Consider the following 15,804-nt stretch of genomic DNA (forward strand, 5'->3'; position numbering starts at 1 on the left):
GCCATTGATTTCCGAAATAGATTATCGGCGAAGAATTGCCGATCTAAGAGCTTCGCTCAAACCCAAGCCCTGCGCGCCAGAGAAACAGTGAGCGGCAGGGCTTTTCCTTTTCGCAAACAACAATGCTCATGCCATTTGATGTTGAAAAATATCAAATAGTCGATGCGGGTCTTGCTTTTTGAACAAATCAAGAACATAACTTCCTGTGGACATTATAAAATTCCCTGCTCCAGAATGAGCGCGAACGGGATGGCTGCTATAAGGTGGCAATTGAATTTTGATGAGGGTGCGAGGTAGCGCCTTCTCTATCTTTAGACAGGCACCGCCGGGATGAGCGAGACAGTTCGCCGGGTGTGTGCAGGGGAAAGAGCCGGAGTTTATTTATGGCTGGTAGCGTCAATAAGGTCATTCTCGTTGGCAATCTTGGAGCTGATCCGGAAATCCGGCGCCTTAATTCGGGTGATCAGATCGCCAATCTGCGGATAGCCACCTCGGAAAGCTGGCGGGATCGCCAGACTGGGGAGCGCAAGGAACGCACAGAGTGGCACAGCGTCGTCATCTTCAATGAAAATCTGGCGAAAGTTGCCGAGCAATATTTGAAGAAGGGCTCGAAGGTCTACATCGAAGGCGCTCTTCAGACGCGCAAGTGGCAGGACCAGAACGGCAATGACCGCTACACGACCGAAATCGTGTTGCAGAAATTCCGCGGTGAATTGCAGATGCTCGATAGCCGGGGCGAGGGTGGCGAGCAGGGCCGTTCATTCGGTGGCGGCGGCAATCGCAACCAGATGTCGGATTATTCCGGCGGCGGTGATTTTGGATCGTCCGGCCCGTCTTCATCGAGCGGCGGCGGTGGCTTCTCTCGCGATCTGGATGATGAGATTCCATTCTGATCGGGCCGGATTGCTCTTGACGTAATCGAACAGGCATAACAAGGGGCGCTGGTGCTGCCCCTTGTTTTTTATTTTAAATTATAAGTTTCATATTCTGTTATAAATCTTTGTTTTAATTAAGTTATAAAGTTTCGTTTTCTATGGAAAGCTCCATACGGTCGGCGGAAAAGCGGGTCAGCGAATACTGAACAGGTTTCCCCTGTGTATCGACATTGATTGCCCGCGCCGCCAGTACGATGGCTCCCGGCGATAGTTTCAGATATTTGAGGTCTTCGGGCGTGGCGTGATGAGCCGATATGGTGGTCGATTTTCTGAAATAATCGGTCAGGCCTGCTGCCTTGAAGGCGAGCGTCATGGATGTACTTACCGCATAATCTTCGGCGATTGCAGGAAAACGCTCGGCATCAATCCAGTGAGTCGCAATCGAAATAGGGCGACCATCGGCGCTGTGCATGGTTTCCAACCGTATTACCGCTGCTCCTTCGGGCATGTTCAGGCCAAGCGCTATATCGGCATTCGCCATTTCACGGGACGAGGCCAGAAGAATTCCTCTGGTTTCATTGACCTGCTTCTCCAGCCCCTGTGAGATGCGGGTGCGCCGCCCGATCTTATAGGTAAGCCGCCTGGCATTGGCGACGAATGTGCCGCGTCCTTGTTCGGCGCGCAGCACGCCTTCCTGCGTCAGCGCGGCAATGGCGCTGCGTACCGTGTGCCGGTTTACGCCGAAACGTTCGGCCAGTTCCATTTCTGCAGGCATGCGCGCGCCCGGCTGAAAATTGCCAGCCATGATGTCGCTGCGTATTTCATCGGTGATCTGTCTCCAGATCGCCACTCCGCTTTTTCTTTCAATCGGTCGCGTCGTTGCCATGAATTGTCATCGTCCTGTCATTGGCACGGTGTAAGAATTACTATATTGTATAGTTGTCTATATCACTAGACAACAAGAGATGCAAAGTCAACAGGGCCGAACAGGGCAGGAATTCATGCACAGAACGGATGACGGCGGGACGAATACCGCAGGAAAGGAAGCGGCGCTGGATGCGACGCAGATAGCGCGGCAAGCCAGCATGGCGGTTCTGGCGCAAGCGCAAACGCAGGAACTGGAAACATTCTGGCAGCAATGGCCGCAACGACCTGAATTCGAGGTTCTGCGCGGTCCCGAGACGGGACTGGTCATGTTGCGCGGGCGCATTGGCGGCGGCGGCGCGCCGTTTAATGTGGGCGAAGCCACGGTGACGCGCGCGACGGTTCGTCTTGCCGATGGTTCTGTCGGGCATTCCTATGCTCTAGGGCGCGATAAGGAGAAGGCGAGGCTTGCCGCCTTGTTCGATGCGCTGTGGCTTGATGAGGGCAGGCGCGAAGCTGTGGAACGCACGGTTCTTGATGCGGTTCGCAGCCGGCTGGAGAAGGCTGACGCGAAAATGCGCGACGAGGCCGCAGCAACGAAAGTCGATTTCTTCACCATGGTTCGGGGAGATAACTGATGCTTCATTCCTCTCCTGCATTCGACGGCGGATTGGCTGATCCCGTCACGGAAGCACAATCGGGTTTTCATGCTCTTATGCATGCAATGGCCAATCCGGGCCGCATTCAGCCGCTGTTGCGCGCAGTCATGCCGCCCGAGCCTCTGTCTGTCGAGCTTGGGATGATTGCTACAACCTTGCTCGATCACGACACGCTCCTCTGGTGCGATGCTGAAATCGCTGCCAATGCGGATGCCTGTAGCTGGCTTTCCTTCCATACCGGCGCTCCGCGCACTGACGAGACTGCATGTGCGCAGTTTGCCCTTGTCAGCAATGTTGCAGAACTGCCGAAGCTTGCAGATTTCTCACAGGGTGAGCCGGAATTTCCCGACCGTTCCACAACCGTGGTTCTTGCGGTCGCATCGCTCCAAGACGGGCAGGGCTTTGTTTTGAAGGGGCCCGGTATCGATGGTGAGCGCGTGCTCCATGTCGATGGTTTGCCGCAGGACTTTGCCGATCAATGGCGGGAGAATGGCGCGCAATATCCGTTGGGTGTCGATCTCGTACTCGTCTGCGATGGCGCGGTCGCTGCGCTTCCCCGCACAACCCGCATTACACTTCTGGAGGGCTGAATATGTATGTTGCCGTCAAGGGTGGCGAAACGGCCATCCGCAATGCGCACCGGTTGCTCGATGATCGCCGGCGCGGAGATCGCTCGGTTCCGGCGCTACGCCTCGACCAGATTGCCGAACAACTTGCGCTGGCCGTCGATCGCGTCATGGCGGAAGGCTCGCTTTATGATCGGGAACTGGCGGCACTGGCGATACGCCAGTCGCGCGGGGATCTCATCGAAGCGATTTTTCTGGTGCGTGCATATCGCACAACCTTGCCGCGGCTGGGCTATTCACGCCCGATGGAAACGGCAAACATGCTGATTGAGCGCCGTATTTCAGCGACCTATAAGGATTTGCCGGGCGGGCAATTGCTCGGGCCGACCTTCGACTACACGCATCGCCTGCTTGATCCCGATCTGGCGCATGACGTTGCCGTGGCTGAACCGGAATTGCGCGAAAGCGAGAAGGAAGCCACGCCACGCGTGACCGATATTCTTGGCGCCAATGGCATGATCGAGGAGGACGGTGCGTTGCCGGAAGGCCATGAGCCGGGTGATCTTACGCGTGAACCCTGGACGTTTCCCATGCCGCGCGATCTGCGTTTGCAGGCGCTGGCTCGCGGCGATGAAGGGTTTCTTCTCGCGCTTGGTTATTCCACCCAGCGCGGCTATGGCAATGCGCATCCATTCGTGGGTGAAATCCGCATCGGGGAAGTCGAGGTCGAATTCGATGTTCCGGAGCTTGGCTTTGCCGTTTCACTCGGTCGCGTCCAGTTGACCGAATGCCAGATGGTCAACCAGTTCAAGGGATCGGCCAAGCAGCCGCCGCAATTCACACGCGGCTATGGGCTGGTATTCGGCCAGAGCGAGCGCAAGGCCATGTCGATGTCGCTTTGCGACCGCGCTCTTCGCACGCGTGAATTCGATGCGGATGTAACCGCACCGGCGCAGGATGAGGAATTCGTTATCTCCCATTCCGACAATGTGCAGGCCACCGGTTTCGTAGAACATCTGAAGCTTCCCCATTATGTGGATTTTCAGGCTGAACTTGAACTTATCCGCCGTATGCGCGCCGAACATGAAGAGACGCAGAACCCTTCGAAGGAGGCCGCAGAATGAGCGATCTCGCAACCTATAATTTCGCCTATCTGGACGAGCAGACCAAGCGGATGATCCGCCGTGCGATCCTCAAGGCGATCGCTATTCCCGGTTATCAGGTGCCATTTGCAAGCCGTGAAATGCCGATGCCCTATGGCTGGGGCACGGGCGGCGTGCAGGTGACTGCTTCCATACTTGGTCCCGATGATGTGCTCAAGGTGATCGATCAGGGCGCGGATGACACCACTAACGCCGTCTCGATCCGCGCTTTCTTCCAGAAAACCGCAAATGTGGCGATCACCACGCATACGCGCGATGCGAGTATTATTCAGACGCGCCATCGTATCCCTGAATATCCGCTGAGCGAAGGGCAGGTGCTTGTCTATCAGGTGCCGATTCCGGAACCTTTACGCTTTCTGGAGCCGCGTGAAACAGAAACGCGCAAGATGCATGCTCTGGCTGAATATGGGCTGATGCATGTGAAGCTCTACGAAGATATTGCGCGCCACGGCCATATCGCCAAGACCTATGATTATCCGGTGATGATCGAGGGGCGTTACGTCATGGCCCCGTCGCCGACGCCGAAATTCGATAATCCCAAAATGCATATGTCGCCCGCCTTGCAACTCTTCGGTGCAGGACGCGAAAAGCGCATCTATGCCGTTCCGCCCTATACGCAAGTGGTCAGTCTCGATTTCGAGGATCATCCTTTCGAGGTGCAGAAATTCAAGGAGCCTTGTGCACTTTGCGGTGCGCGCGGCGTCTATCTCGATGAAGTCGTGCTGGATGATCGTGGCGGCTCGATGTTCGTCTGTTCCGATACCGATAATTGCGAAGAGCGTCAGGCTGCCGGCCATTTCGGCCATCTGGCGGCAAACAAGGAGGCTGCGGAATGAGCGGCGAACCCCTGCTGAGAGTTGACGGCCTGTCGAAGTTCTATGGCATGCGCCGCGGCTGTGAGGATATTTCCTTCTCCCTTTGGCCCGGCGAGGTGCTGGCTATCGTGGGTGAATCCGGTTCCGGCAAGACCACGCTGCTCAATTGCCTTGCCACGCGGCTGGAGCCGACATCGGGCACGGTAGAATATCGTATGCGGGATGGTATGTTTCGCGATCTTTATAAGATCGGCGAAGCGGAGCGCCGCTTTCTCATGCGTACCGATTGGGGCTTCGTACACCAGAACCCGGCGGATGGATTGCGCATGACCGTTTCGGCAGGCGCCAATGTCGGCGAGCGGCTCATGGCTGTGGGGCAGCGCCATTACGGCAATATCCGCGAGAATGCTACTCAATGGCTCGGACGTGTGGAAATTGCCGCCGATCGCATCGACGATCAGCCGCGCGCTTTTTCGGGTGGTATGCGTCAGCGTTTGCAGATTGCGCGCAATCTCGTAACGGCACCGCGTCTTGTGTTCATGGATGAGCCGACCGGCGGTCTCGACGTTTCCGTGCAGGCCCGACTTCTTGATCTGCTGCGCAGCCTTGTGAGCGAGCTTGGCCTTTCGGTCGTCATCGTGACGCATGATCTTGCGGTAGCGCGCCTGCTCTCGCATCGCATCATGGTGATGAAGGATGGCCACATCGTCGAACAGGGTCTGACGGACCGTGTACTGGACGATCCGCAAGCGCCTTATACGCAGCTTCTCGTATCGTCGATCTTGCAGGTATAATTCAGTAAAAACAGAAGGTTGTGGCATGTTTTTCGTAAATTAGCGAAACTTCATGCGCAAGATGAAAATGACTTTATTGGAAACATCCTTTCCGCTGGCCGTGTCCGGCGTGGCAAAGACCTTCACCATGCACTTGCAGGGCGGCATCGAACTGCCGGTCGTGCGGGACGTGAATTTTGAACTCAAGGCGGGTGAGTGCGCCGTACTCGGCGGGCCTTCGGGTGCGGGCAAAAGCTCTATCCTCAAGATGGTCTATGGCAATTATGCAGTGAATGCCGGCTCCATAGCGGTTCGCCATGCGGGCGGGCTGGTGGACCTTGCCATTGCCGATCCGCGCGAGGTTCTGGCCGTACGGCGCGATACGATCGGTTATGTCAGCCAGTTCCTGCGGACATTGCCGCGCGTGTCTGCAATCGATGTGGTGGCTGAGCCGTTAATCGCACGCGGAACCGAACGTGAAGCTGCCCAAGCGCGGGCGAGCGAACTGCTTGCGCAGCTCAATCTGCCGGAGCGGCTATGGACGCTTCCGCCCGCCACCTTTTCTGGCGGCGAACAGCAGCGCGTCAACATCGCGCGCGGCTTCATCACCGATCACCCGGTGCTGCTTCTCGATGAGCCAACCGCTTCGCTTGACGCAAGGAACCGTGCGGTGGTCGTTGATCTCATAAAGGCCAAGAAAGCAGAAGGCGTGGCCATGCTCGGCATCTTCCATGATGAAGACGTGCGCGCTGAAGTCGCCGACCGGATTATCGACGTGACCGCTTTTTCGCCGAAGGTGGCAGCATGACCAAGCTATCGACCGAACCTCTTGTCCATGAAACGGCACAGATCAGCGATTCCCGGCTTGGCCGCTATACTGAGATCGGTGCGCGTAGCCGCGTATCCGAAGCGGTTCTGGATGATTATTCCTATATGGGCATCGACTGCGAGATCTGGTGTGCGGAAATTGGCAAATTCTCCAATATTGCGAGCCATGTGCGCATCAATGCGACCAATCATCCGACATGGCGCGCCACATTGCATCACTTCACCTATCGGGCCGGCGATTACTGGCCGGATGCAGAGCATGAGAGCGAGTTTTTCGACTGGCGACGGGGCAATCGCGTGAAGATCGGCCATGACACATGGCTCGGTCATGGATCAACCATCCTGCCCGGCGTTACCGTGGGCAATGGTGCCGTGATCGGCGCAGGGGCGGTCGTGAGCAAGGATGTGGCGCCCTATACGATTGTGGGCGGCGTGCCTGCCCGCCTTATCCGCGAGCGCTTCGATGCCGCAACGGGCAATCGCCTCGACCGGCTCGCCTGGTGGGACTGGTCGCATGAGCGGCTGCGTCAGGCGCTCGACGACTTCCGGTCGCTCGATATTGAAGCATTCCTCAGCAAATATGAAACGGCCGCCAATACGGCTGCGATCATGAAAGAGCTTTCCCATGGCGAGTGAAACCGTTCTGAAAAATGCCCGTATCGTGCTTGCGGATGAAATCGTTTCGGGTTCGCTTCTGATCCGTGACGGCAGGATCGCGGCGATTGATCAGGGATATGCCAATGGCGGCGAGGATATGGATGGCGAATTCATCATTCCCGGCCTTATTGAGCTGCATACGGACCAGCTTGAAAGCCATTATGCGCCGCGCCCGAAAGTGCGCTGGAATGTCGATGCGGCAGTGCAGGCGCATGATGCACAGGTCGCTGCTTCCGGCATTACTACCGTGCTCGATGCCATGCGTGTCGGCACCGATTATGACCGCGACTTCATAGGGAAGGACATGCGGCTGCTGGCTGATGCCATCGAAAGCGGTGTTGAGGAAAATCGCCTGCGCGCGGACCATTTTCTGCATCTTCGCTGCGAGGTTTCATCGGCGGATTGTCTTGAAACACTTGAACTGTTTGCCAATGACGACAAGGTAAAACTGATTTCCCTCATGGATCATGCGCCGGGCCAGCGGCAATTCGTTGATCTTGGCACCTATCGCACCTATTACATGCGCAAGATGAAGCTCACTGATGAGGAGTTCCGCGTGCATTGCGAAAAGCGCATGGAGGATTCGGCAAAATATTCGGCCCGCAATCGCCGGGCGATTGCCGATATTGCCGCCGCTCGCGGGATCGTTCTGGCGAGCCATGATGACGCTACAAGCGCGCATGTGGACGAATCGCTGGATCATGGCGTGCGGATTGCCGAATTTCCCACGACGATGGAAGCGGCGGTCGCGTCGAAAGATGCAGGACTGTCCATTCTCATGGGGGCGCCAAACATTGTTCGCGGCGGATCGCATTCAGGCAATATTGCAGCGCGCGACCTGATCGAAAATGACAGCCTCGACATTCTGTCGTCGGATTATATTCCCTTCAGCCTCATTCAGTCGGTATTTGGCCTTGCATCGGGCGAGCAGGCAATAGAATTGCCGAAAGCCATCCGTCTGGTGACGAAGAATCCCGCCGATGCCATGGGTATGGATGATCGGGGCGAAATTGCCATAGGCAAACGTGCCGACCTCGTGCGGGTTCACGAAAAGCGTACTGTCCCGGTGGTTCGTACGGTCTGGCGCGAAGGCGCGCGCGTATTGTGATGGATGGTTTGCATAAATCCGCAGGCTGTTTCGTCGCTGTCGTCGGTCCCAGCGGGGCCGGCAAAGATACGATCATGAATGGCGCGCGGGCGGCGCTGAAAAATGATGCGCGGTTTCATTTCGTGCGCCGTGTGATCACCCGTCCGCAAATGCCGGGGAATGAAGACCATGACAGTCTCGATACGGAGGCGTTTGAGCAGGCGGTTCGTGACGGGGCATTCACGCTCCATTGGCAGGCCCATGGTTTAAGCTATGGCTTGCCCATATCGCTTGACGCGGAAATCGCGCGGGGCAGGGTCGTGATAGCCAATATTTCGCGTCGTGTTCTGGAGGATGTGCGAAGGCTTTATCCTTCGCGCCTGATCCTGGTGATTACGGCGCGACCGGAGGTTCTGGCTGAACGTCTGGCGGCGCGTGGTCGCGAAACGCGCGAAGAAATCGTCCGCAGGCTCGAACGGGAAGTCCATTTTAACGATTCTCACGGCGATGTCGTGACCATCGACAACTCAGGGGCGGCGGAATTATCGATCTCTGCCTTTATCGAGCAGCTAATGAAGCTGGGCGTGCAACAGGAGTAAGTCTTCAGCTGCCCATAAGCGCTTTTATGCCATCGGCAACGAACTGGACCGCCAATGCTGCCAGAATGACGCCAAGCAGCCGTGTGAGAATTGAACGACCGGTTTCTCCCAGAAACCGGTCGACACGTTCGGCCAGAAGCAGCACGAAATAGGTCAATAGCAGGCAGAGAAAAATGACGCCGACCAGCGCCAGTCTTGCAGCGATGCCATGAAAGGCATCCGAAGTCAGCACGATGGCTGAAATCGCACCGGGGCCGGCAATAAGGGGAATTGCAAGAGGGAAGGCGGCGATATTGCGGATGTGATCTTTTGTGATGGCGACTTCGGCGCTCTTTTCCTTGCGCTCCGTGCGCTTTTCGAAAATCATTTCGAAAGCGATCCAGAAAAGGAGCAGCCCGCCCGCAACGCGAAATGCACCGACCGTTATGCCGAACATGCCCAGAATCTGCACGCCTGCAACGGCAAACAGCGTCATGACGATAAATCCGATTATCGATGCCCGCAATGCGACCTGGCTGCGTGACTGGCGATCCATACCCGGCGTAAGGGCCAGAAAAAGCGGAGCGAGCCCAGGCGGATCGATGGTGACGAGCAGGGTCACGAAAGCGCTGAAAATCGTATCGAAGAACCCCATATGATGCTTGCCCCGTTATTGTTATCGCTGAGCGATCAAGCGCGCAGATCATAGCCGATGCCTGGCCTATGGTCGACTTAAAGGATGGATATGGGCAACAAGATTGCGCGATCTTTATGTGAATATCTTTTAAGCTATTGAAATATCAATGTAAATCAACCGCCTGAAATGGCCTTGAAATTGGCATTTTGTGACATTTTCCTCTATAAAGTTACTTTATCGATTCTGTTGAGAAAGATACTGAATAGTGTCAGATCATACACCTCCACCCGGTTCCGATGATATGAACGGCGACCCTAGCGGTCCGAGCGGCATCGAACCCATTTCCATTATCGAGGAGATGCAGCGCTCCTATCTCGATTACGCAATGAGCGTGATCGTGAGCCGTGCATTGCCCGATGTGCGGGACGGCCTCAAGCCCGTGCACCGGCGCATTCTCCACGCCATGAACGAGATGAATCTCGCCTATAATCGCCCCTACCGTAAATCGGCGGGTGTGGTTGGTGAGGTGATGGGTAAATACCATCCGCATGGCGACGCATCGATCTATGATGCGTTGGTGCGTCTGGCGCAGGATTTCTCCATGCGCGACCCGCTGGTGGACGGGCAGGGCAATTTCGGCTCCATTGATGGCGATCCTCCGGCGGCGATGCGCTATACGGAATGCCGTCTGGAAAAACTCACCGAATCCCTTCTGTCCGATCTCGACAAGGATACCGTCGATTTTCAGGACAATTACGATGGCCGTGAACGCGAGCCATCGGTTCTTCCGGCGCGCTTTCCAAATCTGCTGGTCAATGGATCCGGCGGCATCGCGGTCGGTATGGCGACCAACATTCCGCCGCACAATCTGGGTGAGATCATCAATGGCTGCGTTGCGCTGATCGATAATCCGGCCATCGAGCTGGAAGAGATGATGGAGATCATTCCCGGTCCGGATTTTCCAACCGGCGGCATCATTCTGGGCCGCAGCGGCATCAATTCGGCTTACAGCACGGGCCGCGGCTCGGTCATCATGCGCGGGCGTGCGACAATTGAGCCAATGCGCGGTGATCGCGAGGCGATCATCATCACCGAGGTTCCCTATCAGGTGAACAAGGCGACGATGATCGAGAAAATGGCCGAACTGGTGCGCGACAAGCGTATTGAGGGCATTTCCGACCTGCGTGACGAATCCGACCGTGATGGCTATCGCGTCGTGGTCGAACTCAAGCGTGACGCGGTTGCGGACGTGGTGCTCAACCAGCTTTATCGCTATACGCCGCTTCAGACTTCGTTCGGCTGCAATATGGTTGCGCTGAATGGTGGCAAGCCCGAGCAGATGGTGCTGCTCGACATGCTGCGCGCCTTTGTTCACTTCCGCGAAGAAGTGGTGACGCGCCGCACCAAGTTCCTGCTCAACAAGGCGCGTGATCGCGCGCATGTGTTGGTTGGCCTTGCCATTGCCGTTGCGAATATCGATGAGGTGATCGCGCTTATCCGACGGGCACCCGATCCGGCTACCGCACGCGAGCAATTGATGGAACGCCGCTGGCCTGCCGCGGATGTAGCACCGCTCATCCGGCTGATCGATGATCCGCGCCATACGATCAATGCGGACAATACCTACAATCTTTCCGAAGAACAGGCCCGTGCCATTCTGGAACTGCGTCTTCAGCGCCTTACCGCGCTTGGCCGCGACGAAGTGGCGGATGAGCTGAACAAGATCGGCGAGGAAATCCGCGACTATCTGGATATTCTCGGGTCGCGCCTGCGCGTCATGAGCATCGTCAAGGACGAGATGATTGCCGTTCGCGACGAATTCGCCACGCCGCGCCGTACGGAATTCGGCCTTGGCGGCGCGGAAATGGACGACGAAGACCTTATCGCTCGCGAAGACATGGTCGTCACTGTCAGTCATGCCGGTTATATCAAGCGCGTGCCGCTTGCGACCTATCGTGCCCAGCGGCGCGGCGGTAAGGGGCGGTCGGGCATGTCGACAAAGGACGAGGATTTCGTCACCCGCCTGTTCGTTGCCAGCACGCATACGCCGGTTCTGTTCTTCTCCTCGCGCGGTATCGTCTATAAGGAAAAGGTCTGGCGTCTGCCGGTGGGCAACCCGCAGTCGCGCGGCAAGGCGCTCATCAATATGCTGCCTTTGCAGCAGGGCGAACGTATCACCACGATCATGCCCTTGCCGGAGGATGAGGATTCCTGGGCAAATCTCGATGTGATGTTTGCCACGACGCGCGGGACGGTGCGCCGCAACAAGCTTTCCGACTTCGTTCAGGTCAATCGCAACGGCAAGATCGCGATGAAGCTGGAAGACGAGAGTGACGAAATCCTCTCCGTTGAAACCTGTACGGAATTCGATGACGTCCTGCTGACCTGTGCCGGCGGCCAGTGCATCCGTTTCCCTGTCACTGATGTGCGCGTCTTTGCAGGCCGCAATTCGATCGGGGTGCGCGGCATCAATCTGGCGGATGGCGACACAGTCATTTCGATGGCCATTCTCCAGCATGTCGAAGCCGACGCAGCAGAGCGTTCGGCTTATCTCAAGCGCTCTATCGCGGAACGCCGCGCGCAGGGTGCGGACGATGCGGATGATATTGTCGTGGTGGGCGAGGAAGTCGGTGCCGATGCGGAACTGTCCGAAGATCGGTATCAGGAGCTCAAGGCTCGCGAACAAACGGTCCTGACCGTCAGCGAGTTTGGCTATGGCAAGCGTTCCTCATCTTATGAATTCCGCGTTTCCGGTCGCGGAGGCAAGGGTATTCGTGCCACGGATACGTCAAAGACCGATGAAATCGGCAAGCTTGTGGCCTTGTTCCCGGTAGAAGCAAGCGACCAGATTCTGCTTGTTTCCGATGGTGGGCAGCTTATCCGCGTTCCGGTGGGTGGTATCCGCATCGCTGGACGCTCGACCAAGGGCGTCACGATCTTCAACACGGCTGATGGCGAGAAGGTCGTCTCGGTCGAGCGTATTTCCGAAACGGAAAATGATGAAGAAAATGGCGACGAAACCGGGGCTGACAATGCAGCGCAGCCGGGCGAGCCACCTGTCGAGGGCGGAAATTGATCCGGTTATTCTTCTGAAAGCGAGAAAAAAGGCCGATGATAAAATCATCGGCCTTTTTAGTGTGCCAAGACTGGAGGAGTTGGCAAATCTGAAGAAACTTTCAATGCGAGCCCAGATTGCGCATCGAATTGAGGTTGAAAGCTACCGGCCGCACCCGCTGTTTCTTTGCTTCGTTCTCTTCCAGAAGCAGTATGATTGCCGAAGCAGCCATTGCCACCATCATGGATAATGCCAGAAGAAATATCATCATCGCGGTATCCTTTCGACATATATACGCATGAGATGCAAAAAGGTTGCATTGAGCTTGCCCCTATTCTGGTAAACCGGACGTGAACTTTCCCTGCAATCATTGTTCATAGAGCAAACATCTGCTTTCATGGTTTCTGTTTTCTTATTCATCGTGGTTGTTGTTGAAAATCTGATCGGAAAAGGATAGCTGGAAGAAATGACGATCGCGATCTATGCGGGCTCCTTCGACCCGGTAACCAACGGCCATGTGGATGTCTTGAAAGGTGCGCTGCGCCTGGCGGATCAGGTCATCGTTGCAATAGGCGTGCATCCGGGGAAGAAACCGCTCTTCAGCTTCGAGGAACGTGTGGAACTGATTGACGTGTGTTCCAGGGATATTCTGGGTGAGGATGCCAGGCGCGTTTCTGTCGTTTCATTCGACAATCTGGTGATCGACGTTGCGCGCAAGTCGGGTGCGCAATTGATGGTGCGCGGTTTGCGTGACGGCACCGATCTTGATTATGAAATGCAGATGGCAGGCATGAACGGAATAATGGCGCCGGAATTGCAGACGGTATTTCTGCCTGCTGATCCGGCTGTGCGCACGATTACCGCCACATTGGTTCGCCAGATTGCGTCCATGGGCGGAGATATTCGTCCTTTCGTTCCCGCAGCCGTTGCTGCGGCGCTCAAAGCCAAATTCAAATCCTGATTGCAGGGAGTTTTCGATAATGTCATTCATCCGTTCAGCGTTTGCCGCTGCCGCCATTGCCGCATTTACCCTTGGAACTGCGTCTATCGCTTCGGCCGCCGAACCTGAAAATACGGTTATTCTCTCTCTTAAAGATGGCGATGTCGCCATCGAGCTTCGGCCCGACCTTGCACCCAAACATGTGGAGCAGATCAAGAAACTGGTTCGCGATGGCGCTTATGACGGCGTTGCTTTCCACCGCGTTATTCCGGGATTCATGGCGCAGACCGGTGACGTGAAGTTCGGCAATATCGACAAGGGCTATGATGCATCCAGCGTTGGCACCGGCGGTTCGGATTATGGCAATCTTCCGGCCGAATTCTCCAGAGAACCGTTTGTTCGCGGTACGGTGGGCATGGCGCGCGGTCAGAGCCGCGACTCGGCGAATTCACAATTCTTCATCATGTTCGACAATGGTTCCTTCCTGAACGGCAAGTATACGGTGGTTGGCAAGGTTGCCAGTGGCATGGAAGCGGTCGACAAGATCAAGAAGGGCAACGAAGCCGATAATGGCTCGGTTGAGAATCCGGACAAGATCATCAAGGCCACGATCGGGGCCGACAGGAAATAAGTTTGAAAAGGAGAGGCCCACATGGCTTACAAAGACCCTGAAAACACGCTCGTTCTCGAAACCACGAAAGGGAATGTCATTCTTGAACTCTATCCCGATCTGGCGCCCGGCCATGTCGAGCGCATCAAGGAACTGGCGCGTGAAGGCGCCTATGACGGCGTTGTTTTCCATCGCGTGATCGATGGCTTCATGGCGCAGACCGGCGATGTGAAGTTCGGCAAGACGGGCGGTGCGCATTTCAACGGCTCGCGTGCTGGTATGGGCGGCTCGGACAAGCCCGACCTCAAGGCGGAATTCACCAATACCCAGCACAAGCGCGGCACCGCTTCGATGGCGCGTTCGCAAAATCCGAACTCGGCCAATTCGCAGTTTTTCATCTGCTTTGCCGATGCGCCATGGCTCGACCGCCAGTACACGGTCTGGGGACAGGTGATCGAAGGCATGGACAATGTGGACAAGATCAAGCGCGGCGAGCCGGTTGCCGATCCCGATGTGATCGTGAGCGCGCGGATCGCTGCCGATATTTAATCCCTATTCCAACGAGAAATTGCGGCTCCGGTCTTGCCGGGGCCGCAATCATGCAAAGGTGAAACATGCGTGTCGACCTGTTCGATTTCGACCTGCCGGAAGAGCGTATAGCTCTGCGTCCGGTGGAGCCGCGCGATCATGCAAGATTGCTTCGCATTCGTTCCGGTCAGCCGTTTGAAGATCGACAGGTATATGAGCTTCCCGATCTGTTGCAGCCGGGTGATGCGCTTGTTTTCAATGATACCAAGGTGATACCGGCACAGCTTGAAGGCCTGCGCGAACGTGAAGGGGCGATAGCGCAGATAGGTGCGACCCTGCATATGCGCATGGGCCCTAACCGGTGGAAAGCTTTTTTGCGACCCGGCAAGCGGGTCAAGGAAGGGGATCGCATCCGCTTCGGCCATTCCGGTTCAAGCTGTTTTCTGGGAACACTCGACGCGACGGTCGAAGAGAAAGGCGAGGCGGGCGAGGCGCTTCTGGTGTTCGACCTGTCCGGCGCGATCCTTGATGAAGCCATTGCTGCGGTCGGCCATATTCCGCTGCCGCCCTATATCGCCTCAAAGCGCGCCGAAGATGAACGCGACCGTAAGGATTACCAGACGGTTTTTGCCCGCGAAGAGGGCGCAGTTGCAGCGCCAACGGCGGGGCTGCATTTCACATCCGAACTCCTTGAAAAGATCAAAAAGCGCGGAATTGAAGAGCATTTCGTGACCCTGCATGTGGGTGCAGGCACATTTCTGCCGGTGAAAGCCGACGATACGGGTGACCATAAGATGCATTCGGAAATCGGCCATGTTTCGCAAAGAACCGCCGATGCGCTCAATGCCGTGCATGAACGCGGCGGGCGCATTGTCTGCGTCGGCACGACGTCGTTACGGTTGATCGAAAGTGCAACCGGCGAAGATGGCATTGTCCGTCCATGGTCGGGCGCGACCGATATTTTCATTACCCCCGGCTATCGCTTTCGTGCGGTCGATCTTCTGATGACCAATTTCCATCTGCCGCGTTCGACGCTATTCATGCTCGTTTCGGCCTTTAGCGGGCTTGATACGATGCGCGAAGCCTATAAGCACGCGATCAGCAGCAATTATCGTTTCTATTCCTATGGTGATGCGAGCCTGCTTGAACGTGCATGAAGCGGTTTCATC

At 56.3% G+C, this 15,804-nt stretch carries 18 protein-coding genes; 15 read left to right on the plus strand and 3 right to left on the minus strand.

Features of this window, described 5'->3' with window-relative positions:
- Positions 1–383 precede the first annotated feature (383 nt).
- Positions 384–893 (plus strand): single-stranded DNA-binding protein, encoded by a 510-nt coding sequence (gene ssb, locus DKP76_RS08835; RefSeq protein ID WP_109706093.1) that lies wholly within the window; start codon positions 384–386, stop codon positions 891–893.
- Positions 894–1,014: 121 nt separating this feature from the next.
- On the opposite strand, the gene phnF is transcribed toward ssb, so the two are convergent.
- Positions 1,015–1,761, minus strand: coding sequence for a phosphonate metabolism transcriptional regulator PhnF (gene phnF, locus DKP76_RS08840; protein ID WP_109706094.1), 747 nt, complete (start codon positions 1,759–1,761; stop codon positions 1,015–1,017).
- Between the two features lie 115 nt (positions 1,762–1,876).
- On the opposite strand from phnF, the gene phnG reads away from it, so the two are divergent.
- The 9 genes from phnG (at position 1,877) to phnN (ending at position 8,886) form a co-directional block, all read left to right on the plus strand.
- Positions 1,877–2,377 (plus strand): phosphonate C-P lyase system protein PhnG, encoded by a 501-nt coding sequence (gene phnG / locus DKP76_RS08845; RefSeq protein ID WP_109706095.1) that lies wholly within the window; start codon positions 1,877–1,879, stop codon positions 2,375–2,377.
- Positions 2,377–2,988 (plus strand): phosphonate C-P lyase system protein PhnH, encoded by a 612-nt coding sequence (gene phnH, locus DKP76_RS08850; RefSeq protein WP_109706096.1) that lies wholly within the window; start codon positions 2,377–2,379, stop codon positions 2,986–2,988. The genes phnG and phnH overlap by 1 nt, the downstream gene beginning before the upstream one ends.
- 2 nt (positions 2,989–2,990) lie before the next feature.
- Positions 2,991–4,088, plus strand: a complete 1,098-nt coding sequence (locus DKP76_RS08855) for a carbon-phosphorus lyase complex subunit (protein WP_109706097.1) — start codon at positions 2,991–2,993, stop codon at positions 4,086–4,088.
- A complete protein-coding gene (locus tag DKP76_RS08860) occupies positions 4,085–4,963 on the plus strand; it encodes an alpha-D-ribose 1-methylphosphonate 5-phosphate C-P-lyase PhnJ (RefSeq protein ID WP_109706098.1) in 879 nt (292 codons plus the stop codon). Before DKP76_RS08855 ends, DKP76_RS08860 begins: the two co-directional genes overlap by 4 nt.
- Complete coding sequence (gene phnK, locus DKP76_RS08865; RefSeq protein WP_109706099.1) at positions 4,960–5,736, plus strand: phosphonate C-P lyase system protein PhnK; 777 nt, start codon at positions 4,960–4,962, stop codon at positions 5,734–5,736. The genes DKP76_RS08860 and phnK overlap by 4 nt, the downstream gene beginning before the upstream one ends.
- A gap of 67 nt (positions 5,737–5,803) precedes the next feature.
- Positions 5,804–6,523 carry a phosphonate C-P lyase system protein PhnL gene (gene phnL, locus DKP76_RS08870; protein WP_109706509.1) on the plus strand — a complete coding sequence of 240 codons (720 nt, stop codon included), beginning with the start codon at positions 5,804–5,806 and terminating at the stop codon, positions 6,521–6,523.
- Entirely contained in the window at positions 6,520–7,179 is a 660-nt protein-coding gene (locus DKP76_RS08875) for a DapH/DapD/GlmU-related protein (RefSeq protein WP_109706100.1), read from the plus strand. The genes phnL and DKP76_RS08875 overlap by 4 nt, the downstream gene beginning before the upstream one ends.
- Positions 7,169–8,308, plus strand: a complete 1,140-nt coding sequence (locus DKP76_RS08880; protein WP_109706101.1) for an alpha-D-ribose 1-methylphosphonate 5-triphosphate diphosphatase — start codon at positions 7,169–7,171, stop codon at positions 8,306–8,308. The genes DKP76_RS08875 and DKP76_RS08880 overlap by 11 nt, the downstream gene beginning before the upstream one ends.
- Positions 8,308–8,886, plus strand: a complete 579-nt coding sequence (gene phnN / locus DKP76_RS08885) for a phosphonate metabolism protein/1,5-bisphosphokinase (PRPP-forming) PhnN (protein WP_109706102.1) — start codon at positions 8,308–8,310, stop codon at positions 8,884–8,886. Before DKP76_RS08880 ends, phnN begins: the two co-directional genes overlap by 1 nt.
- A 4-nt stretch (positions 8,887–8,890) precedes the next feature.
- Here the strand turns inward: phnN and DKP76_RS08890 are convergent, their stop codons facing one another.
- Complete coding sequence (locus DKP76_RS08890) at positions 8,891–9,520, minus strand: MarC family protein (protein ID WP_109706103.1); 630 nt, start codon at positions 9,518–9,520, stop codon at positions 8,891–8,893.
- 283 nt (positions 9,521–9,803) lie between these two features.
- On the opposite strand from DKP76_RS08890, the gene gyrA reads away from it, so the two are divergent.
- The gene (gyrA, locus tag DKP76_RS08895) at positions 9,804–12,578 is read left to right on the plus strand and encodes a DNA gyrase subunit A (protein ID WP_109706104.1); all 2,775 of its coding nucleotides are present in this window, start codon (positions 9,804–9,806) and stop codon (positions 12,576–12,578) included.
- A gap of 100 nt (positions 12,579–12,678) precedes the next feature.
- On the opposite strand, the gene DKP76_RS19360 is transcribed toward gyrA, so the two are convergent.
- Positions 12,679–12,828, minus strand: coding sequence for a hypothetical protein (locus DKP76_RS19360; protein ID WP_199224785.1), 150 nt, complete (start codon positions 12,826–12,828; stop codon positions 12,679–12,681).
- Positions 12,829–13,023: 195 nt separating this feature from the next.
- Between DKP76_RS19360 and coaD the strand changes: the two genes are divergently transcribed.
- The 4 genes from coaD (at position 13,024) to queA (ending at position 15,792) form a co-directional block, all read left to right on the plus strand.
- Positions 13,024–13,518 carry a pantetheine-phosphate adenylyltransferase gene (gene coaD, locus DKP76_RS08900; protein ID WP_109706105.1) on the plus strand — a complete coding sequence of 165 codons (495 nt, stop codon included), beginning with the start codon at positions 13,024–13,026 and terminating at the stop codon, positions 13,516–13,518.
- Between the two features lie 19 nt (positions 13,519–13,537).
- Complete coding sequence (locus DKP76_RS08905) at positions 13,538–14,128, plus strand: peptidylprolyl isomerase (protein WP_109706106.1); 591 nt, start codon at positions 13,538–13,540, stop codon at positions 14,126–14,128.
- A gap of 21 nt (positions 14,129–14,149) precedes the next feature.
- Positions 14,150–14,656 (plus strand): peptidylprolyl isomerase, encoded by a 507-nt coding sequence (locus DKP76_RS08910; RefSeq protein WP_109706107.1) that lies wholly within the window; start codon positions 14,150–14,152, stop codon positions 14,654–14,656.
- 65 nt (positions 14,657–14,721) lie between these two features.
- Positions 14,722–15,792: a tRNA preQ1(34) S-adenosylmethionine ribosyltransferase-isomerase QueA gene (gene queA, locus DKP76_RS08915; RefSeq protein ID WP_109706108.1), complete on the plus strand. Its 1,071-nt coding sequence runs from the start codon at positions 14,722–14,724 to the stop codon at positions 15,790–15,792.
- Positions 15,793–15,804: the final 12 nt, after the last annotated feature.

Origin of the sequence: Falsochrobactrum shanghaiense, from assembly GCF_003149535.1 — a bacterium.
GTDB classification, from domain to species: Bacteria; Pseudomonadota; Alphaproteobacteria; order Rhizobiales; family Rhizobiaceae; genus Brucella; species Brucella shanghaiense.